14 protein-coding genes and 4 pseudogenes are annotated in these 19,406 nt (G+C 60.0%); 8 read left to right on the forward strand and 10 right to left on the reverse strand.

The features are described from left to right. Nucleotides 1-57 precede the first annotated feature (57 nt). The 3 genes and pseudogenes from LB566_RS22275 to LB566_RS22285 all read left to right on the forward strand — a co-directional run. Nucleotides 58-366: a hypothetical protein gene (locus LB566_RS22275; protein ID WP_224626986.1), complete on the forward strand. Its 309-nt coding sequence runs from the start codon at nt 58-60 to the stop codon at nt 364-366. Between the two features lie 41 nt (nt 367-407). Next, entirely contained in the window at nt 408-1,253 is an 846-nt protein-coding gene (locus LB566_RS22280; RefSeq protein ID WP_224626988.1) for an SIR2 family NAD-dependent protein deacylase, read from the forward strand. A gap of 71 nt (nt 1,254-1,324) precedes the next feature. Further along, nucleotides 1,325-1,482, forward strand: a pseudogene (locus LB566_RS22285) (NADH-quinone oxidoreductase subunit D); the annotation flags it as partial. 90 nt (nt 1,483-1,572) lie between these two features. Here LB566_RS22285 and LB566_RS22290 read toward each other — a convergent pair. After that, nucleotides 1,573-2,082: a ferritin-like domain-containing protein gene (locus tag LB566_RS22290; protein ID WP_224626990.1), complete on the reverse strand. Its 510-nt coding sequence runs from the start codon at nt 2,080-2,082 to the stop codon at nt 1,573-1,575. Between the two features lie 254 nt (nt 2,083-2,336). Between LB566_RS22290 and istA the strand changes: the two are divergent. Then, nucleotides 2,337-3,839, forward strand: a pseudogene (istA, locus tag LB566_RS22295) (IS21 family transposase); the annotation flags it as partial. Beyond that, nucleotides 3,833-4,366 (forward strand): annotated as a pseudogene (istB, locus tag LB566_RS22300) (IS21-like element helper ATPase IstB); the annotation flags it as partial. The pseudogenes istA and istB, both read left to right, overlap by 7 nt. Nucleotides 4,367-4,452: 86 nt before the next feature. Here istB and LB566_RS22305 read toward each other — a convergent pair. After that, on the reverse strand, nt 4,453-4,674 hold the full coding sequence (locus LB566_RS22305) for a hypothetical protein (protein ID WP_224626992.1): 222 nt from the start codon (nt 4,672-4,674) through the stop codon (nt 4,453-4,455). Nucleotides 4,675-4,833: 159 nt separating this feature from the next. Between LB566_RS22305 and ligD the strand changes: the two genes are divergently transcribed. Further along, on the forward strand, nt 4,834-6,612 hold the full coding sequence (gene ligD / locus LB566_RS22310) for a DNA ligase D (protein WP_224626994.1): 1,779 nt from the start codon (nt 4,834-4,836) through the stop codon (nt 6,610-6,612). A gap of 760 nt (nt 6,613-7,372) precedes the next feature. On the opposite strand, the gene LB566_RS22315 is transcribed toward ligD, so the two are convergent. From LB566_RS22315 to LB566_RS22340, 6 genes are all read right to left on the reverse strand, one after another. After that, nucleotides 7,373-9,004: an ABC transporter ATP-binding protein gene (locus tag LB566_RS22315; RefSeq protein WP_224626996.1), complete on the reverse strand. Its 1,632-nt coding sequence runs from the start codon at nt 9,002-9,004 to the stop codon at nt 7,373-7,375. After that, nucleotides 8,994-9,878 carry an ABC transporter permease gene (locus tag LB566_RS22320; protein ID WP_224627007.1) on the reverse strand — a complete coding sequence of 295 codons (885 nt, stop codon included), beginning with the start codon at nt 9,876-9,878 and terminating at the stop codon, nt 8,994-8,996. Before LB566_RS22320 ends, LB566_RS22315 begins: the two co-directional genes overlap by 11 nt. Then, a complete protein-coding gene (locus LB566_RS22325; RefSeq protein WP_224627009.1) occupies nt 9,875-10,921 on the reverse strand; it encodes an ABC transporter permease in 1,047 nt (348 codons plus the stop codon). Before LB566_RS22325 ends, LB566_RS22320 begins: the two co-directional genes overlap by 4 nt. Before the next feature lie 94 nt (nt 10,922-11,015). Next, nucleotides 11,016-12,665, reverse strand: a complete 1,650-nt coding sequence (locus LB566_RS22330) for an ABC transporter substrate-binding protein (RefSeq protein WP_224627011.1) — start codon at nt 12,663-12,665, stop codon at nt 11,016-11,018. A 78-nt stretch (nt 12,666-12,743) separates the two neighbouring features. Continuing rightward, nucleotides 12,744-13,097, reverse strand: a complete 354-nt coding sequence (locus tag LB566_RS22335) for a Rieske (2Fe-2S) protein (protein WP_224627013.1) — start codon at nt 13,095-13,097, stop codon at nt 12,744-12,746. 11 nt (nt 13,098-13,108) lie between these two features. Next, nucleotides 13,109-14,191 carry an amidohydrolase family protein gene (locus tag LB566_RS22340; protein ID WP_224627031.1) on the reverse strand — a complete coding sequence of 361 codons (1,083 nt, stop codon included), beginning with the start codon at nt 14,189-14,191 and terminating at the stop codon, nt 13,109-13,111. Nucleotides 14,192-14,321: 130 nt separating this feature from the next. Here LB566_RS22340 and LB566_RS22345 point away from each other — a divergent pair, with 130 nt between their 5' ends. Both LB566_RS22345 and LB566_RS22350 read left to right on the forward strand, forming a co-directional pair. After that, complete coding sequence (locus tag LB566_RS22345; protein ID WP_224627015.1) at nt 14,322-15,179, forward strand: LysR family transcriptional regulator; 858 nt, start codon at nt 14,322-14,324, stop codon at nt 15,177-15,179. Between the two features lie 92 nt (nt 15,180-15,271). Then, nucleotides 15,272-16,348 carry a hybrid-cluster NAD(P)-dependent oxidoreductase gene (locus LB566_RS22350; RefSeq protein WP_224627016.1) on the forward strand — a complete coding sequence of 359 codons (1,077 nt, stop codon included), beginning with the start codon at nt 15,272-15,274 and terminating at the stop codon, nt 16,346-16,348. A 445-nt stretch (nt 16,349-16,793) separates the two neighbouring features. Here LB566_RS22350 and LB566_RS22355 read toward each other — a convergent pair. Further along, nucleotides 16,794-17,988: pseudogene (locus tag LB566_RS22355) on the reverse strand (IS91 family transposase). 2 nt (nt 17,989-17,990) lie between these two features. Next, nucleotides 17,991-18,899 carry a tyrosine-type recombinase/integrase gene (locus tag LB566_RS22360; protein WP_224627018.1) on the reverse strand — a complete coding sequence of 303 codons (909 nt, stop codon included), beginning with the start codon at nt 18,897-18,899 and terminating at the stop codon, nt 17,991-17,993. Nucleotides 18,900-19,406 lie beyond the last annotated feature (507 nt).

Raw genomic sequence — 19,406 nt, forward strand, 5'->3', positions numbered from 1 at the left:
GCCTCCGGAGCAGGATTATCTATCGACGGGCTTCCAACGATATGAAGGACATGGCCCATGAACGTCGCCAACCTGCAATTGGAAGGTTTGCTTATGGCGGTCGCGGCCGTCAATAACGCCTTGGTCCGCAGAGGCCTTCTCTCTGTCGATGATATCGACACGGCGTTGAAAAACGCGGAAGCCTCGTTCACGGTTGAGGAGCGCCTCTTCGAGGACATGTCGCCGGCTAACCGCGACGCAGTGTGTTTCCATTTGCGTCTTTTGCGGCTGGCTAACACCAAGCAGTTCGAAGCGAGTGTGCCACCGTTTTCCGAGCTGGCCACGCAGGTGGGGATCACCAAGCAGCCTAACAACGACCAGATGTGAGGGAGGAAGGTCGACCTGCGCGGCTGGCCTCGAAAGACTTGATGAACGATGACCCTGTAGATTCGCTCGCCAACGCAATTCGCCATCGCAGCGCAATTCTGTTTGTTGGGGCAGGGGTGTCGATCAGTGTTGGACTACCCTCCTGGGAGAAGCTGATAGAGCGAATGGCAAAGGAGCTCGGCGTCGACGACGAATTTTCCACGCGGCGCGATCGTTTTCAAACCTTGGCCGAGTACTATCGGATCAAGCATGGCAGCATCGGGCCACTTCGCAGTTGGATGGACAGAAACTGGTCCGTCCCCAAGGACCGGATCGAGAAATCCGAGTTGCATCGTCTCATCGTGAGGCTCGACTTCCCTGTCATCTACACAACTAATTATGACCGGAACCTAGAACTGGCTTATGAGATATACGGCCGGGACTACGTGAAAGTGGCCAATGCACGCGATGTAGCGCAGGCCCGCCAAGGCGTTACCCACATCGTCAAGTTCCATGGTGATTTCGACGAGGATTCGTCCCTCGTCCTCACCGAAACGGACTACTTCGATCGCCTGTCCTTCAATTCTCCGCTGGACGTGCGTTTTCGCTCGGATGCACTCGGCAGCACGATCCTCTTCATTGGCTATAGCCTTTCCGACCCAAACATTCGGTTGCTGTTGCACCGTCTCTGGCAGACGTGGCATCGGTCCGGCTATGAGAAAGATCGCCCGCCCTCGTTCATCCTCATGACCAGCCGAAACCCGGTGGAGGAGGCCGTTCTTGGGCGTTGGGGCATTTCGGTCGTCGGCGGCGAAATCGACGAGCCGCAAGCTGCTTTGATGGACTTCCTCAGCCGGCTGGCGGAGATGGTTGGGGATGGGGAACCGTCGCAAAACAGCGAGCAATAGGAACAATCGAAGTAAACGGCAGTTCGGCGGGCTCTCAAGGAACGGCCCCATGGCAGAGAATTCCGTCCGGAATGTCAATGTTCAATTCCGGCCCTCAACATCTTGCCGCACATGACGTGCTTCGCCTGGCTCTTGAGCTAGATGGAGATGTCCTTGGCTCGACCTGCATGTCGGGATGATGAATCGCGGCACGGAGAAACTGACGAAAACTGCCTTTACTTCAGTGCCTTTGACACCGGTAACGCCTCAACCTCAATGCGCGTTGCGCCGAGCTCGGCGCAACGCGCGATCTCTTATTCGGCAAATGACTACCGACCGATCAACGCTTGGCGTTCTCACTCTCCGAGTCGCTCCGCGCGAGGAATTGTTCGGTTGTCGCTGGAATATGGCTTTTCAGCCAGTCCGCCATCGCGACTTCCTCATGCAGGTTCTCTTCGCAGACTTCGGCGACCTCTGCTTCGCCTAGCGATTTAGCAGCGGCGATAAGGATTGTGTAGGAGGCGATTTCCATGTGCTCGAACGTGTAGCTTGCAAGCGATCCTTTCATCACTTCGTCACCGGCGAAGACCCCACTGAGCGACTGCGCCATTGCCGTCAGCTTGCCGCCGGCATCCTTCAATGTGGAAGATCCTTGTCCGATGCGGTCGAGACAAGTTTCCAGCCGAGCAGCCTGCTGTCTGGTTTCTTGGACGTGCTGGCGAATCCGGTCGCTGAGCTCAGGATAGTTCTCAATTCGGTTCAGCTGCCCATTCAACATGGTCTCGGCCTGCTCCTCCATAGCGTGAGCATCCCTAAGCCATTGGACAAGCCATTCGCGCGATTCTGACATTTTTCATTCTCCTTCACGGGTCGGCCAGAACTTTCAAAGGGAGATATTGTTCCTCATCGGTTGAGCTGCGGACTCGGCCTGTATCCCGAGCCTTTTGCTGGTCGGCGCCGGATTCAGGCTCCTGGACCTCGGGCGATGGGCCTGTCGATTCCCACCGAGAACTGACCCGGTAGCACAGGATGTTTCCATCGAGAATTGACCCATGTTTGAACCTTGCCCTGCGTGTTTTCAGCGGGGGCTACGGAGTGATCGACATGGCATTACTGAGCGTGATCCGACGCTGGCATTTTCGAGAGCATTTATCGATCCGGGAGATAAGCCGCAGGACCGGCCTATCCCGGAATACCATCCGCAAATACCTGCGCCAGGGCAGCGTGGAACCGAAGTTCAAAGTGCCTGATCGGCCGAGCAAGCTTGATCCGTTTGCGGACCGGTTGTCGGCGTGGCTGAGGACGGAAGCCAAAAAGAACCGCAAGCAGAAGCGCACTCTGAAGCAGTTGCATGCCGAGCTGATGAGCCTTGGCTATCAGGGGTCTTATGGTCGTGTTGCCGCTTTCGCTCGGGAGTGGAAGGCGGATTTGCAGAGAGAGTCGCAGACGACAGGGCGTGGGACATTCGTGCCGCTTTCGTTCGATCCGGGTGAAGCGTTCCAGTTTGACTGGTCCGAGGACTGGGCAATCATCGGCAATGAGCGCACTAAGCTGCAGGTGGCCCATACGAAGCTCAGCTACTCCAGGGCCTTCATCGTCCGGGCCTATCTGTTGCAGTCGCATGAGATGCTGTTCGACGCCCACAATCATGCGTTCCGTGTCTTTGGCGGCGTTCCCCGGCGCGGCATTTACGACAACATGCGCACGGCGATCGACAAGGTCGGACGTGGCAAGGAGCGGGACGTCAATGTCCGGTTCCTGGCGATGGCAAGTCACTATCTCTTCGAACCTGAGTTCTGCAACCCGGCATCTGGCTGGGAGAAGGGACAGGTTGAGAAGAACGTTCAGGACGCTCGTCATCGGCTGTGGCAGCCCCTGCCGCGCTTTCCGTCACTGGAAGCCCTGAACGATTGGCTGGAGCTTCGATGCAAAGAGTTTTGGCAGCAGACCGCGCACGGGAAGATGCGCGGCACCATCGCCGATATCTGGGCTGAGGAAGTGCAGGCTCTGATGCCGACATCGCGCCTCTTCGACGGCTTTGTCGAATATACCAAGCGAGTTTCCCCGACCTGCCTCGTGCACCTGGAGCGTAACCGCTATAGCGTTCCGGCATCCTTCGCCAATCGGCCTGTCAGCCTTCGGGTCTATCCAGATCGCATCGTTGTTGCTGCAGAAGGCCTGATCATCTGTGAGCACCGACGCATCATCGACCGCTCCCATGATCGGCCGGGACAGACGGTCTACGATTGGCGGCACTATCTGGCGGTCGTGCAGCGCAAACCCGGTGCCCTTCGTGATGGCGCACCGTTCACCGAGCTTCCCGAGACCTTCAAGACGCTGCAGCAGCACCTTCTGAAGAAGCCAGGTGGTGATCGCGAGATGGTCGACATCCTGGCGCTTGTCCTGCAGCACGACGAACAGGCCGTGCTCTTGGCCGTCGAGATGGCGTTGAAATCCGGCGTTCCGACCAAGACCCATGTGCTGAATCTGCTGCATCGCCTGGTCGACGGCAAGTCCTCCACGCCACCGACTATCGACGCGCCCCAGGCCTTGACCCTCACCAACGAACCCAAGGCCAATGTCGAACGCTACGATGCCCTGAGAAAGACGAGGCTCTGGTTCGCCAACTCCACCGCTGCGCCTTCCTCGACGAAGCCAACAACATTGTTCTGGTCGGTGGACCCGGCACAGGCAAGACCCACATCGCCACGGCGATCGGCGTGCAAGCGATCGAGCATCATCACAAGCGCGTTCGCTTCTTCTCGACCGTCGAGTTGGTCAATGCGCTCGAGCAAGAGAAGGCGCAGGACCGGTCAGGCCAGATTGCCAATCGGCTTGTCCATTCCGATCTCGTGATCCTCGACGAGCTCGGATACCTGCCGTTCAGTGCTTCAGGCGGGGCATTGCTCTTCCACCTCCTGAGCAAACTCTACGAACGCACCAGCGTCATCATTACCACCAACCTCAGCTTCAGCGAATGGGCGAGCGTCTTTGGTGACGCCAAGATGACGACCGCGCTACTCGACCGGCTGACGCATCACTGCCATATCCTCGAAACCGGAAACGACAGCTTCCGCTTCAAAAACAGCTCAGCTCATGAACCAAAAACACGAAGGAGAAAAACAGGAACTTGACCACTACACCAGACCCGAAACATACATAAAAGGCGGGTCAAATCTCGGTGGAAATGCCGGGTCAGTTCTCAGTGAAAATCAACACATCAGGACTCTCTGAGGTCGAACAGGACGAACTGGCCGCGAAACCTGGCTTCGTCCACGATGATCTCGACCAATTCACAGTCGGTCTCTTGTAGGAAGGGGTCGCCTTTGCGAACTGCGGCGATGGTGTCGCGGACTGACACGATGCTGCCAACCGGGATGGGATGGATAACCGCATCGATCCTCTCGGCAGCCGTAGGCTTGTAGACCGCTTGCAGTCTCATCGCCTCCTCCCAGGCAGAAACCCAGCGGCCATCTTATGGGTCACGCCGGGCATATATCAAGGCCTTTGGCGCGGCTGATTACGGAGATTCTTCCGGCCAGCTCTGTTGCGGAACCTATTCGGTGGCCACACTGTTTGTGTCGAGGCTTAGGAGTGTGGCATGAGTTCAGGATCCAAGGCCGGCCGGCTCTCTTTCGTCGAGTTCCAATCGCCCACGCTGGTCGAGAACGCGCCCGAGGGCAGCGAATGGCTTCACGAGATTAAGTACGATGGCTACCGCACCGAGTTGATCATTGAGAGCGGGAAAGCCAGGGCCTTCACGCGCCGTGGGTACGACTGGTCACATCGATACCGCAGGATTGTTCAAGCAGCGGCGGGTTTGCCGGTGAAGGCGGCGATCATCGACGGGGAAGCTGTCGTTCTCGGTGACACCGGCCTGCCGGACTACCAAGCCTTGGAACGGGAGCTGGGCAATCCAAACTCGGCGAAGCTCATCTTCTACGCATTCGACCTGCTGCACCTCAACGGGCGCGATCTTCGGCAGCAGCCGCTGGTGAAGCGCAAGGCAGCCCTTGAGAAGCTGCTGAAGGACACGGCCCCGACACTGACCTACGTGGAGCATCTGGAGGTGAGCGGGACGGATGTCTTTGAGCATGCCTGTCGGATGGGACTGGAGGGGATCGTTTCCAAACGCACCGATGCGACATATCGCTCAGGGGTTCAGACCAGTTGGCTCAAGGTAAAGTGCGTCAAGAGCGACACCTTTCCCATCGTTGCATTTGTCGAGAAACTCGGCGCTCACCCCCGCCGCATCGCATCGCTCTACATCGGACGCCGCGAGGGCGACCGACTGCTCTATGCCGGGAAGGCCCGCAGCGGCTACACCTTGAGCGCCGCGCAATTGGTTCGAGAGCGGCTTGACCCGCTGATCACCAGCAAGTCGCCTCTGTCAGAGCCCATTGTGAAGCCCAAGGCGACTTGGGTCAGACCGGAGGTGCTGGCCGAGGTGCAATTCAGCGGCGTGACGGATCGCGGCGTGCTGCGCGAGGCGGTGTTCAAAGGTCTGCGAGAAGACCTCGTGCCGATCCCGGCCAAGCCTCCAGCCCCATCGAAGCGGCGTGGGCCAGTCCGGGAACATGGCGTTCCCAGCGAGAACATCCTGCAACTACTGCCCGATGCAGTTTCGCCCTCCAAGGACGAGCTTGCGCGCTATTGGGAGAGAGTTGCGGATCAAGCCTTGGTCCATCTCGGCCACAGACCCCTGAAGCTGGTCCGCCACGCACTCGGCGCAACCTTCTACCACAAGGGCACGCTGCCGAAGGTCCCCCCATCCGTACATCAGTTGCGCGTCCAGAAGCGCGAAGGAGGCGAAGGTGTGCGCGTATGGGTGGACGACCTTGCTGGCTTGCTGGGCCTGGTCGAGATGGACGCTGTAGAGCTGCATCCGTGGAATGCCACTGTTGACGACATCGAACATGCCGACCGCATCGTGCTGGACCTGGACCCCGGCGAGGGCGTCGAGTGGGACGAAGTCATTGAGACCGCCCTGGCGCTTCGGGACCTCCTGGAGACGGAAGGCCTGGAGAGCTGGCCGAAGGTGACCGGCGGCAAGGGCATTCACTTGATGGCGCCGCTTGAGACGAAGATCACGCACGACAACGCCCGGCTCCTTGCCCGGTCGTTCGCAAATCGGCTCGCTGAAGCTCATCCAGACCGTTATCTGCTGACCTCCGCGCCATCGGCCCGAAGGGGTCGCATCTTTATTGATTACCTTCGCAACGGACGCGGCAACACCGCCGTCGGGGCCTTCTCCCCACGAGCGCGGCCCGGCTTCCCAATCGCCCGTCCGGTGACCTGGAGCCAAGTTGAGGCACACATCCGCGCAGATGCATTCAATATCGACCGTCCTCTCAGGGCGGCTGTCGGAAAGGCAGCCTGAGCCGCAGGGTCGGTAGAAACGCGGGATCGGAATGGGCCAGGCAACTAGGGGCCGGGCTTTCCCTGCACCTCCCAAGATCGTCGATTTTTGATTCTTCGTCCGTAGGTTAGTGCGATGTGCGGCAGCCCGACTGGCCCTTGCGGGTCTCGGGGCGGGAAAGGAGGGCGTGGTCAGAGACTGGCGTCGCCAGCGCCGGCGTAGGATGGCGGCCGAGCGCAGGCTTGTCGGCTGGCGCCATCCTCCGCACGGCGGATACATTGGCCTCACCGCCCCAATGGAAGCGCCCGGTCGCGACAAGCCCGCGCCCAAATCGAAGCTTCCGCAGGCGGCCGGGCGGCGCATCCTTTCCGAGACCCAGGCGAGCTAGCCGGGAGGAGGAGAGGGCGCTGGTCGCCATCTGCAGTTATGCCGCCGTTGGGGAAGGGGATCGCCTGGCCAAGGCCCGATATTTTTTAGAAATCGAGGCGCGCGGTGAACTCGACCTCGCAGAGCATATGCAGGCTGTTCTCCGATCGACGATGTGGAAGGCATGAGACGAGCGACGCGAGGGGAGCAGATGCCGAATGTCTGGCATGCGCCCAATCACGGTCACGAAGATATTAGCAGCCGCTTCCAAAAAGCAGACATCACAAGACTGGGTCGTAGGTCTCGATACGCGTCGCAGCCGACCGAAGTGGAGCGCTTATCATGCCCTTCAACAGCGTGGACTGACGGCAGGTGCCGGTGTGGACGAGGCACTCTTTCTGTCCGCCTTGTGACGTCAGATTTTCCGACTGGCCAGCAGTCTTGTGAGCCAGTCCGGATCCATTTCCGGTACGGACGACAAGAGCCGTTCGGTGTATGCGGCATGGGGCGGCGTAAGAACTACGCTCTTCAATCCCTGCTCAACGACTTTGCCCTGGTGCATGACGACGATTTCGTCGGCCATCGCCCGTACGGTAGCAATGTCGTGGGTGATGAAGATGTAGCTCATACCGAGTTCACGCTGCAGCCGCATAAGAAGTTTAAGGATCTCCTCCTGCACAATCTGGTCGAGCGCGGACGTGATCTCATCACAGATGATAAGCTCCGGATCGGCGGCCAACGCACGGGCAATGCAGACGCGCTGTTTTTGGCCACCTGATAGTTCGCCGGGCAGACGGTCCAGCAAATCGTTGCCCATCTCAACCATATGCATGAGTTCGCCTATCCGACGATCTCGCCGCGCGGAATCGAGGCCGTGATAGAATTCAAGCGGTCGCGCTATAATGTCCTCGACTGTCTGGCGCGGATTTAACGCGTTGTCGGGCATTTGATAGATCATCTGTAGGCGGCGCAGGACCTCCTTCGGGCGCATCTTCAAGCTCTTCGAGAGGGGCTGGCCGGCAAAAGAAATCGAACCCGAAAGCGGTGGTAAGAGACCGGTGACGACTCGAGCGAGCGTCGATTTCCCCGAACCCGACTCACCGACCACAGCCACTGTTCTTCCGCGCGGAACCTTGATGGAGACATCCTGGAGCACCTTGACCGTTCCGGCATAAGCTGCGGTCACGTTGTCGATCGTAAGCAGATAGTCAACGGCCGGAACTTCGGGCTTGGCGAGCTTGCGCACGGCCCAGAGCGTCCTTGTATATTCCTGGCTGGGCGAAGCGAGCATCTGGCGTGTTTCGGCCTCCTCCACAATGAGACCGTGGCGCAGAACCATGATGCGGTCCGCCATTTGCGCCACCACCGCCAGGTCGTGTGTTACATAGATTGCGGCCGTGCTGAATTCCTCCACTATGTTGCGAATGGAGGCGAGAACTTCGACCTGCGTGGTCACGTCGAGCGCCGTTGTTGGCTCATCGAACACGATGAGATCCGGACGGCAAGCCATCGCCATCGCGGTCATTGCCCGTTGCAATTGTCCGCCGGAGACCTGATGGGGATAGCGAAAGCCTATCGTCTCCGGGTCTGGTAACTGAAGACGCCGATAAAGATCGACCGCACTGCGGTTCGCCTCTTCCCGGCTGGCAATCCCATGCGCCACGGCAGTTTCGACAGTTTGGTCCAAGAGCCGGTGGGCTGGATTGAAAGAGGCCGCCGCACTTTGCGCGACATAGGCGATGCGGGAGCCTCTGATGCGACGGCGCCCTGTTTCACCGAGTGCCAGAAGATCAATCCCGTCGAGCAGGATCGAGCCCTGCGCGATCCGACAGCCCGGCTTGGCATATCCCATTGCAGCAAGGCCGATGGTGGATTTGCCGGCGCCCGACTCGCCAATCAGGCCAAGAACCTCGCCCCGCTTCAGCGTCAGATCGATCCCCCGGACAATGGGATGCCACCGCTCGTCCGAGAACCCGTCCACATGCAGATCGCGAATCTGAAGTAGATCCGTTCCTTTTTGACGCAAGCCCGAGCCGCTATTTTTCATCCCGCAACCCGCTTGTCGCCTGCAGGAACCAGTCCACGACGAAATTCACGGATACCGTCAGGAGGGCGATCGCGCCGGCGGGAAGCAGCGGCGTGACGTCGCCGTAGGTGATCAGGGTTGCATTCTCGCGCACCATCGACCCCCAATCGGCCGTCGGCGGCTGAATACCGACGCCGAGAAACGACAAAGCAGCGATCGTCAGAAACACGAAGCAAAATCGCAAGCCGAACTCGGCGACCAGCGGCGGCATGACATTTGGAAGGATTTCCTTGGCGATGATCCATCTCGGGCCCTCGCCGCGCAATCGCGCCGCCTCGACATATTCCATCACCGCCACGTTGAGCCCGACGGCGCGTGAAAGCCGAAAGACACGGGTGGAATCGAGAAGTGCAATGATGACAATCAGGCTGGTGATCGATGAGCCGAAGATCGACAGCAGCACCAGCGCGAAGATCAGACTTGGGATCGACATCAACACGTCGACCGCCCGCGACAACATCTGGTCGAGCCATCCCTTGTACAATGCGGCGAGAAGACCGAGCGAGACGCCTACCGCGAAGGACAGCAATGTGGTGGCGACCGCGATGGCGATGGTGTTGCGCGCACCGTAGATCAAGCGGGTGAGCATGTCGCGGCCGAGCTGATCGGTTCCCAATTTGAACTCCCGGCTCCACGGCGCGAAGGCTTCGCTGAAGACCTGCGTCTCGCCATATGGAGCTATCCAGTGCGCGAAGACCGCAACAAAGACGTAGCCGAGGATCACGACGATGCCGAACCATGCACTTAACGGTGCCTTCTTCAGCGCTGTTTTCGCCCGGCTGGCACGCGAGCGCCTCAGCCTCTGAACCGCCGCAACAGATTCAGATCTGGTCATCGTGGATGCAAGAGCCTGGGATTGGTGGCGATGGAAATAATATCGGCCAGCAGGTTGAGAAGGATGTAGGTCGCGGCGAAAATCAGGGCGCAGGCCTGGACAACCGGAACATCCCTGGATTTCACCGCATCAACCATCAACTGGCCGATACCGGGATAGACGAAGACGACCTCGACCACGACCACTCCGACGATGAGGTAGGCGAGATTGAACGCCACCACAGTGACGATGGGAGCCCAGGCATTGGGCAGGGCATGCCTCAGCACGATCACCATCGGGGACATTCCCTTGAGGCGCGCCATATCGATATAGGGGCTTGCCAGCATGTTGATGATAGCCGCTCGGGTCATGCGCATCATGTGGGCCACGATCACGAGCGTAAGGGTGATTGCCGGCAGGGCCACTTTCCAGACATGCTCCCAAAACGGCGTCTGGTCGTTCACATTCGACAATGTCGGAAATTTGGGTACCGCGTTGAGTGCCCAGCTCAGTGAGACTGCGAGCCAATGCGGCAGCGATTGAGCGAAATCGGATCCGATGAAGGTGTCGCGGGAGATAACCAGGTAGGCGAGCATATAGGCGACGAAGAACTCCGGAAACGAAATGGTTGTCAGCGTCACAGCATTCACCAGCCGATCGAACCAGCCGTTGCGGTACAGCGCAGCCAGGATGCCAAGCCCCAAGGCCAGCGGAACTGCTATCAGCGCAGTCACCGCTGCAAGGAACATCGTATTGTAGAGACGCGGTGCGACGATCTCGGCCACGGTACGCCGATATCCGGTGCGGCTCGCGAACGAAGAGCCGAAATCACCGTGGAGCATCTGCGCGACCCAAACGAAGTAGCGCTCGACAGGCGGACGATCGATGCCGATTTCCCGCTGGAACGCGGCGACCGTTTCGGGCGTCGCCGATTGCCCGAGCGTGGCCTTGGCGAAGTCGCCCGGAAGCATTGCGATCGCAGAGAAGATAATGATGGACACGATGAACAGGGTGACCAGGCCGAGGCCGAGGCGCTGCAGAACCGTTCTTGCGACGGGGTTCATGGGCGTGCATTTCCCGTTTTGGCGGCAACCCTGCGGCAACAGCCAGGGCAGGCAAACCGGACCCACACAACGACCGCGGATCCGGCCAGCCTTTTCACGCGGTGGCGATCCACCAACGTTCGGCCATCTTCAGCCCATCATTCTCCCAGTTCGGCGCCACCTCGGCATGTGCGAGCTTGTTGGATTTGGCGCTGACGAAGTTGTTGAAGACCAGCACGATGCTGCCGCCATCGTCGTGGGTTAACTGCTGCATCTCGGCATACATCGTCGCCCGCTTGGCCTCGTCCGTCTCGGCGCGCGCCTGGACAAGTAATTCATTGAAGTGAGGATTTTTCCAGAACGATTCATTCCAACTGGAGTCCGCGGCGAAGGCTTGCGTGAACATCCAATCGGCTGTCGCCCGACCGCTCCAATAAGAAGCACACCAGGGTTTCTTGAGCCAGACATTGTCCCAATAGGCGTCCTCGGCCTCACGCACGACATTGACGTCGATGCCGCATTGGGCTGCCGTCTCGCGAATGAGTGAAGCCGCGTCCACCGCGCCTGCAAAAGCGGCATCTGCAACAGAGAGATCCACCTTCAGGTTCTCCGTTCCGGCTTTTTTCAAGTAGTGCTTGGCTTTTTCCGGATCGAAGCTGTGCTGCGGTTGCGGATCCTTGGCGAATTTGATCGCTGGCGCGATCGGATTGTCATTAGCCACAGTGGCGTGGCCAAGAAAGATCTTGTCGACGATCTCCTGCCGGTTGATCGCCCATTTTAGCGCCATTCGAACGTCAGGATTATCGAACGGCGCCATCGTGACATTCATGGGCAAGGTATATTGCCCGTAGCCGGTGACCTCGACGATCTCCACCTTCGGATTGCGTTTCAACATGCCGAGGGTCTTTAGGTCGGCGCGGCCGATATAGTCCACCTCCCCAGTCGACAGCGCCGCCATGCGAGCGGCAAGATCCGTAATGGCGATGAACTCCACCTCGTCGAGATAGGGCTTGCCGTTCTTGAAGTAGTTCGGGTTCCGCTTGAGTTTGGCCGAGACCCCGGGCTGGAAATTCTCCAGGACGAAAGCACCGGTGCGAACGCCTGAGGCCCAATCGGCCTTGCCGTCCTTGGCCGGCATGACGACCAGATGGTAATCACTCACAATGTAAGGGAAATCAGCGTTGCCGCTCTTGAGCGTGAAGACCACCGTTTCCGGGCCGTCCGCCTTGATGTCGGCGACGGAATCCAGCAGCGACTTCGCCGCCGATTTGGTGTCCTTGCCCATGTGATATTGCAATGAGGTTACGACGTCATCCGCCGTCACAGTCTTGCCGTTGTGGAAGGTTGCGCCTTTTCGCAGCTTGAAGGCCCAGGTTTTGGTTCCGTCCGAAGATTCGAAGCTCTCGGCGAGGTCCGGTTGGACATTGCCTTTGGCATCGACCTCCGTGAGGCTGTTGGACAACGCGCCCGAAAATGCGGTTTGCGTGAACGTATCAGGGTAGCCGGCGGGATCGATCGAATCCGTCGTCGCGCCATGAGCCATGCCGAGCTTGGCGAAGCCGCCCTGCATCGGTTCAGCCCGTGCCGTGCTGACGAACAGCTTGTCGGCGGCGGCGACGGTCAGGCCCGCGGCCAGCCCAAGATGAATGAAGTCGCGGCGGGAAACCCCGCCGCGACCAATCAGGGTTTGAGCGATACCAAGTTTATATTCAGATTCTGACATTTGACTCTCCCATTGCGGAGTTCTCCGCGTTATTTTCGTCAAGCACCTGCGGACAATCTGCTAGTTAGCTGCGGCCACCTTTCCTTCGAATTTTTCCGATCCCAATCAGCTTTGCGCCAATCAGGCCGTCACATAGATGCTGCCGGCCTCCACGGTGACTGGAAATGTGCGCGCGCGGACGGACGGATCGACCAAGGCCGCGCCTGACTTGATGTCAAATTCCCAGCCGTGCCACGCGCATCGAACGATCTCGTTTTCGCGATGATAGATGAACTGCGCCTGTTCAACAGGCGCGGTCGTGCCGCATTGCGGCCCCTCGCAAAGCGGAGCGCCGCGGTGCGGACAAACATTCAGCAACGCGTGGAATGACTCCCCGATGCGGAAAATCCCAACCGAGAGGCTGCGGATCCTGGCGATAAAGGGAGACCCTGTTTCGACCTCGTCGACGCGGCAAATATATGTCTTCTCGGGCATCGTTTGCTTCCTTAGGCGGCATTCGCGGCTTGCGCGCGGGGGATGCGTTTGTAGACGTCCAGCGCATTCAGTCCCATGATCTTGCTCCTCCAGGCAGGAGGGATCTGCAGAGTATTGGCGTCGTCGTAATCCCAGTGCGGATAGTCCGACGCAAACATCAGCGTGTTTTCGCCGTCCATCGCCTCAAGCGTAGACCAGAGGTGCTGGATGTTTGCGGGCTGCTCCAGCGGCTGCGTGGAAAAGCGGATATTGCGCCGGCAATATTCCGACGGCAGCATCTTCAGCCACGGCGTCTCCTTGCGCAGCGCCTTGTAGTCGGCGTCCAGACGCCACAGGACCGATGGGACCCAGGCGACGCCGCACTCGATGATCACGAAATAGAAGTCCGGCCATTTCTCGAAGACGCCATGGGCGATCATGCTTGCCACGTGCGAAATCGCCGACATGTGCAGAATGGCATGCGTCTCCCAGAAGAAAGTCGTCGGCGCGGGAGCGATGGCAGTTGAGTTCACGCCCCCGTGGCCGCCCAGATGTATGGCGAAAGGCAGCCCTACTTCCGCGCAGGCTTCGTAGATCGGGTGATAAAACGGGTCGCCGTAGGGCTTGACGGACCCTTGGGAAGCGAGAACCTGGACCATGCGTGGATGACTGCCAAGGCGACGTATCTCTGCGGCAGCGAGCTTCGGATCCTGTGGCGCGATGATGATCGAACCCATGAAACGATCGTCTTTCGGCAACCACTGATCGATCTGATAATCATTGTAAGCGCTGACCAGGGCGCTGGCATAATAGGGGTTGGCGAGGGTTGACGCCTCGATCGGCTCATCGCCGGTCAGGATCGCCACGTCGACCTTGTACTTGTCGAGGTGCTTTTCCTTCATGATGAGATAGTTGTCGGCTTCGGTTTTCGGACGGACGTCCTTGCGGGAGAAGTCCTGCGGGTGAAACCAGGGGCGATGGCCATGCGGAAAGGCGCCAACGGGACCTGTTTTCTCGCCCTCGATGAACATGTCTTTCCACAAGCCGGAAAGATAGGGCTCCAACACAGTGGCGCTTGACCAATAATTATGACAATCGCAATCAACTATGAACACTTTGTTCCGCTCCGTGCCTCGGCCCGGCGGTGCTGCCGGCCGCTGATCTGATGCAGCTTCAGCCTTGAGTATTATTTGATCAAGCTTATGATACGTGGAATTATGATCGAGTTTTTCGATAGGACTTTCCATGCAGCTTGATCATATCGAAACGTTTCTCGACATTATCGAGTCGCGAAATTTCAATCGCACCGCGGACCGTTTGGGGCTGACCCAGTCAACGATCAGCACCCGCATCAAGAATCTGGAAAGCGCGATAGGATCCGAACTGTTCCAGCGCGGACGCGCCGGCGCCGAGCCGACCGCTGCAGGCCGCCGGTTCGAAGCCTACGCACGGTCCCTGCTGTCCACCTGGTCGCAAGCTCGCCACGATGTCCGGGCGTTCAATCGTTTCGAAGGCACGTTGCGTGTAGCCGCGCAGGTGGGGATGACGCGCTCGGTTTTGCCGGGATGGGTGGAAACGCTGTGCCAGGTCCTTCCAAAATCCTCGATCCATGTGGAGTCGGATTATTCCAACCAGATGGTCAGCGACCTCAGCATGGGAAACTTGGATATTGCGGTGCTTTACGCCCCTCGCTACCTGCCCGAGATTGCCTACGAGCATCTCATGGTCGAGGAGTATGTGATGGTGTCGACGACCGCCAGAACCCTCTCCGAAGTCGATCCCGAAACCTACATCCGCCCTGGCTACACCGTTCTGCTGGAGAAAACGCACGCAGAGCTGCTGGCTCAATTGGCGATCTGTCGACTTTCGACCGGATCGGAAACGCTGGCGGAGATCATGCTCCGGCGAACGGGCGGCACTTGCTACATGCGTAGCGATGATGCGCGCAGGTTCACCGCCGAGCTTCCATCATTCCTCGTCGAAGGAGCGCCGACGCTGCACCAGCCAGTCCAAACGGCGATACTGGCACGTCGCAAACACGAACCGATCATTCGCAAAGGCATCCGAGCTCTTCATCTCGCCGTTATGTCGCTGGAAGTTTAATCGGAATTAACGATCATAATGCGGAGTTATCGCTGCTGTTCTATGGGCTAAAAACTGGCATGTTCGCTCGACTTCAAAAGCCGAGCCGAACAATGAACGCACACGCTTCCGTCCAAGCCTCTGATCTCGTGCCTGCTATGCGTCAGCGGCAATGGGCACAAAAGACGCGAGATGTTGTGCTCTGCCGTCGCGTCATCGACGAAACGCACGATGTGAAAACATTCGTTCTCACATCTGCCGCGGATCGGATGTTCTGCTTCAGCGCGGGCCAGTATGTTCTCGTGCATCTCAGGATTAACGATACCGCGGTGACGCGCTGCTATTCAGTTTCGTCGCCTCCGACGCGACCGCTAGACCTGCAGATCACGGTGAAGCGAACGCCGGGCGGGCTCGTTTCGAATTGGCTCCATGACCATTTGAGGCCAGGGAGCGAGATGGAGATCGAAGGGCCGCTCGGCTCGTTTAATCTTGATGAGTTGCCGTCTCAGAAACCCGTTTTCCTTTCGGGCGGCAGCGGCGTGACTCCGATCATGTCCATGCTGCGTGCACTTACCGACCGCGCAGACGACCGGGAGGTCCGCTTCATTCACAGTGCGAAAGCGCCAGGCGACATCATCTTCCGATCGGAACTGGACGCACTTGCCGCTCGCTTTCCCAATGTTCAAGTGGCTTTGGTTTGCAGTCAGGGAGATCCCGCTTGGACGGGTTCAACCGGCCGAATTGATGGTCGGATGCTGCTGAGCTTGGTTCCCGATCTCCACACGCGCACCGTTTTTGCTTGTGGGCCCGAAGGGTACATGAAGACGGCACGTGCCTGTCTCGACGCAATAGGTTTCCCGCCCGAGCAGTATCACGAGGAGAGTTTCGGAGGCAGCAATGGTACGCGGTCGGAATTGGCTTCAGCGATTCCGTCTTCGGTCCGTTTCGCCCGCTCGGGGGTGGAGCATCACTGCACCCCCGGAGAGACTGTGCTGGAAGCGGCACGGAAATGTGGCATCTACATCCCAACCGCCTGCCAGCAGGGAGTTTGCGGCACGTGCCGAATAACCAAATTATCCGGCGAGGTCGCCATGGAGGATCTCGGCGGGCTGACCCCTGAAGAGAAGTCGGCCGGTTATGTCCTGGCATGTTGCAGCCGCCCGCAAGGAACGGTTTTGCTCGACATTTGACTGGGCGTTGCTGCTTTGGAGATTCCTTCGGCGGGCGTCAGGGTCTAGCCTCAATGTGCTGCCGCCGGCGCCGTCGAAGTAGGCGTAGAGGGGCGCCTGATTCTCCGCATCTCACAGTTCCACACTCGAAGCTGCCAGTCCGTTTGCGCGAAGAGTTTCGGGCGCCGGCAGGCGTACGAAAGTCCCCGAGGAAGGAACCCGCGGGCTACAGGCGACGGCTATGGAGATTTCGATCTGCGGCTGATGTCGGCGATGGCTGGGATGTCGCCAGGGAGGGCGGAGATGGATGCCGACAGGCCGCTTCGTTGCGCCTCCAGGCGATGTTGTCGGCCCGGCACGCTGCTGGGCGCGGCTCTGTCGGCGTTGATGATCACCTTGGACACGCGTGAATCCGGTGCCGGAGGCCGATAGCCTGCGGCTGAATGCTGGATGATACCATGCCGGGTCATGGGGCGTTCTCCGGGTTCGGTGTCGATTTGTCCGGGGGCCCGCGCGGCTGCCTCCATCGGTCGAAGGTCTCGATGACGATCATGCGTCCGTCGCAGCAGGGGCATGGTGGGCGGAAGTCGTCCGGTCCTTCCGTGGTGTCGTCATAGGACGGTGCGGCGACGTTCAGGAGTTTGCGCGCAAGCGCGAGGCTGGCCTTGCGAGCGGAGCCGGCAAGCAGGCCGTAGTGTCGGATGCGATGGAAGCCACGGGGGAGGACATGGAGCAGGAAGCGGCGGATGAACTCGTCGGTGGCGAGCGTCATGACCTGCTGCCGCTCGGCGCCAGGGCGACGATAATCCTTGTAGCGGAAGGTGACGCTGTTCTTGTCGAAGGCGATCAGGCGGCTGTTCGAGATCGCGACCCGGTGCGTGTAGCGCGACAGGTAGGCGAGCACCGCCTCCGGGCCGGCGAAGGGTGCCTTGGCGTAGACCACCCCAGCGCTTCCTCCTGACGGGAGCGAGGTGGCGCAGGAATGCCAGCCGGTCGGTGAGGTGCGCCATTGATCCGAAGAAGCTGAGCCGGCCGGCGTCGTGCAGCGCGACCAGACGGGTGAGGAACAGGCGGCGGAACAGCTTGCCGGGTACCCTCACCGGAAGCAGGAATGCCGGGCGCGACGATATCCAGCGGCTTCCGTCTGGCGCGATGCCGCCGCCCGGCACGATCATGTGCACGTGCGGATGGTGCGTCATCGCCGAACCCCAGGTGTGGAGCACGGCAGTGATGCCGATGCGTGCGCCGAGATGCTTCCGATCTGCCGCGATGGTCAGCATCGTCTCCGACGCTGCCTTGAACAGCAGGTCGTAGACCGCCGCCTTGTTGTGGAAGGCGATGTCGGCGACCTCGGCCGGCAGCGTGAACACGACGTGGAAGTAGCCGACCGGCAGTAGGTCGGCCTGGCGCTCGGCCAACCATGTCCGCGCCGCTGCGCCCTGACACTTCGGGCAGTGCCGGTTGCGGCAGGAGTTGTAGGCGATGCGCCACTGGCCGCAGTCCTCGCAGGCCTCGACGTGGCCGCCAAGGGCCGCGGTGCGGCAGTGCTCGATCGCCGACATGACCTTGAGCTGCTGCAGTGTCAGATGCCCTGCATGGGCGGCCCGGTAGGCGGGCCCGGCAGTGCGGAAGATGTCGGCGACCTCGATCGAGGCGCGCACGCTCAGCCGTCGGGTGAGATCTCTTCCGGCTTGAAGAGGCCAAGCTTGTCGAGCGGGCTCGTGACGGTGCGCACCGTGCGGGTTGCAACCTTGGTGTAGAAGGCGGTGCTATTTAGCTTGGCGTGCCCGAGCAGGACCTGGATGATCCGGATGTCGGTGCCGTCCTCCAGCAGGTGGGTGGCGAAGCTGTGACGCAGCGTGTGCGGCCCGACCCGCTTGGCGATGTCGGCGGCCTGTGCTGCCTCGACGACCACGCGATAGAGTTGGCGGGTGCTGATGGGCTTCATCGCATGCTGCCCCGGGAACAGCCAGCCGTCGCGATGCATCACGCCCTGCTGGCGTCCGACCTTCCACCACTGACGCAGCAACAAGAGCAGGTCTTGTGACAGCATGGCGTTGCGATACCGCCCGCCCTTGCCGCGCTCCACCCGGATCAGCATGCGCTCGCTGTCGATGTCGGCGACCTTCAGCGCCGAGACCTCGGCGACGCGCAAGCCCGCGCCATAGGCAACCGACAGTGCGGCCTGGTGCTTGAGGCAGGTGGTGGCGTTGAGCAGCCGGGCGACCTCGTCGCGGCTGAGCACCACCGGCAGCTTGCGCGGGTGCGCCAGACGAACGAGCCTGCGCGCCAGATCGGGACGATCGACCGTATGCGTGAAGAAGAAGCGCAACGCCGACACGATGCTGTTCATCGTCGGCACGGGAACACCGTCGTCCTGCTGCTCGATCTGGAACCGGCGCAGGTCGTCGGTGGTCGCTGTATCCGGCGACCGGCCGAGGAACGTCGCCAGGCGTCCGATGTCGCGGAGATAGTTGCGTTGCGTCTCCTGGCTGAACCGGCGCAGGGTCATGTCGTCGATCAACCGCTGACGCAGGGGGCTGATCGGTGCATCGAGAACAGGATAGGGCATGGTCAGGCTCCTTGTTGAAGAAGCCCGTGATGCTCTGCCGCTGCCGAACCACCCTCAATGCGAGCGCGACGTCCGGCTCGTGATCTCTACCTCACCACACGCGCCCATCCCGCGCAGCGGGTCGTCTAATCGCTCGACCGTCAAGGGGGTGAGTGCAAGGCCGTCGTCCTTTCTGTCGATTCTCGTTCGTCCGCATGCCGGTACAGGGTCGTCTACGCGGTCGACGCGATGATCGCCGCAGGATGAGTTTCGCAGGTGAGATCTTCCTATGTTCGTTACGCAATCTGCTTACCGAGGCAGTTGCTTCCCGCTTCGCGGAATGATCTCAGCCACGTCCCGGCAGGGACAGCTCGGCGCGTCCTGTAAGAACGCTATCGGTTGAATGGCCCGAAGAAATCGTCGTAGCTAACGTCTGCAGGATCAGGCAGCGGCGGGTCGTCTAATCGCTCGACCGTCAAGGGGGTGAGTGCAAGGCCGTCGTCCTTTCTGTCGATTCTCGTTCGTCCG

Source organism: Mesorhizobium sp. CA13 (assembly GCF_020165235.1).
Taxonomy (GTDB): domain Bacteria; phylum Pseudomonadota; class Alphaproteobacteria; order Rhizobiales; family Rhizobiaceae; genus Mesorhizobium.

Excerpts from the sequence above, each read along its gene's own strand:
- LB566_RS22345 (WP_224627015.1), top strand. The coding sequence starts at position 14,322 with ATGCAGCTTGATCATATCGAAACGTTTCTCGACATTATCGAGTCGCGA.
- LB566_RS22360 (WP_224627018.1), bottom strand. The coding sequence starts at position 18,899 with ATGCCCTATCCTGTTCTCGATGCACCGATCAGCCCCCTGCGTCAGCGG.
- LB566_RS22305 (WP_224626992.1), bottom strand. The coding sequence starts at position 4,674 with ATGAGACTGCAAGCGGTCTACAAGCCTACGGCTGCCGAGAGGATCGAT.
- LB566_RS22320 (WP_224627007.1), bottom strand. The coding sequence starts at position 9,878 with ATGACCAGATCTGAATCTGTTGCGGCGGTTCAGAGGCTGAGGCGCTCG.
- LB566_RS22325 (WP_224627009.1), bottom strand. The coding sequence starts at position 10,921 with ATGAACCCCGTCGCAAGAACGGTTCTGCAGCGCCTCGGCCTCGGCCTG.
- ligD (WP_224626994.1), top strand. The coding sequence starts at position 4,834 with ATGAGTTCAGGATCCAAGGCCGGCCGGCTCTCTTTCGTCGAGTTCCAA.
- LB566_RS22280 (WP_224626988.1), top strand. The coding sequence starts at position 408 with ATGAACGATGACCCTGTAGATTCGCTCGCCAACGCAATTCGCCATCGC.
- LB566_RS22335 (WP_224627013.1), bottom strand. The coding sequence starts at position 13,097 with ATGCCCGAGAAGACATATATTTGCCGCGTCGACGAGGTCGAAACAGGG.
- LB566_RS22275 (WP_224626986.1), top strand. The coding sequence starts at position 58 with ATGAACGTCGCCAACCTGCAATTGGAAGGTTTGCTTATGGCGGTCGCG.
- LB566_RS22315 (WP_224626996.1), bottom strand. The coding sequence starts at position 9,004 with ATGAAAAATAGCGGCTCGGGCTTGCGTCAAAAAGGAACGGATCTACTT.
- LB566_RS22350 (WP_224627016.1), top strand. The coding sequence starts at position 15,272 with ATGAACGCACACGCTTCCGTCCAAGCCTCTGATCTCGTGCCTGCTATG.
- LB566_RS22290 (WP_224626990.1), bottom strand. The coding sequence starts at position 2,082 with ATGTCAGAATCGCGCGAATGGCTTGTCCAATGGCTTAGGGATGCTCAC.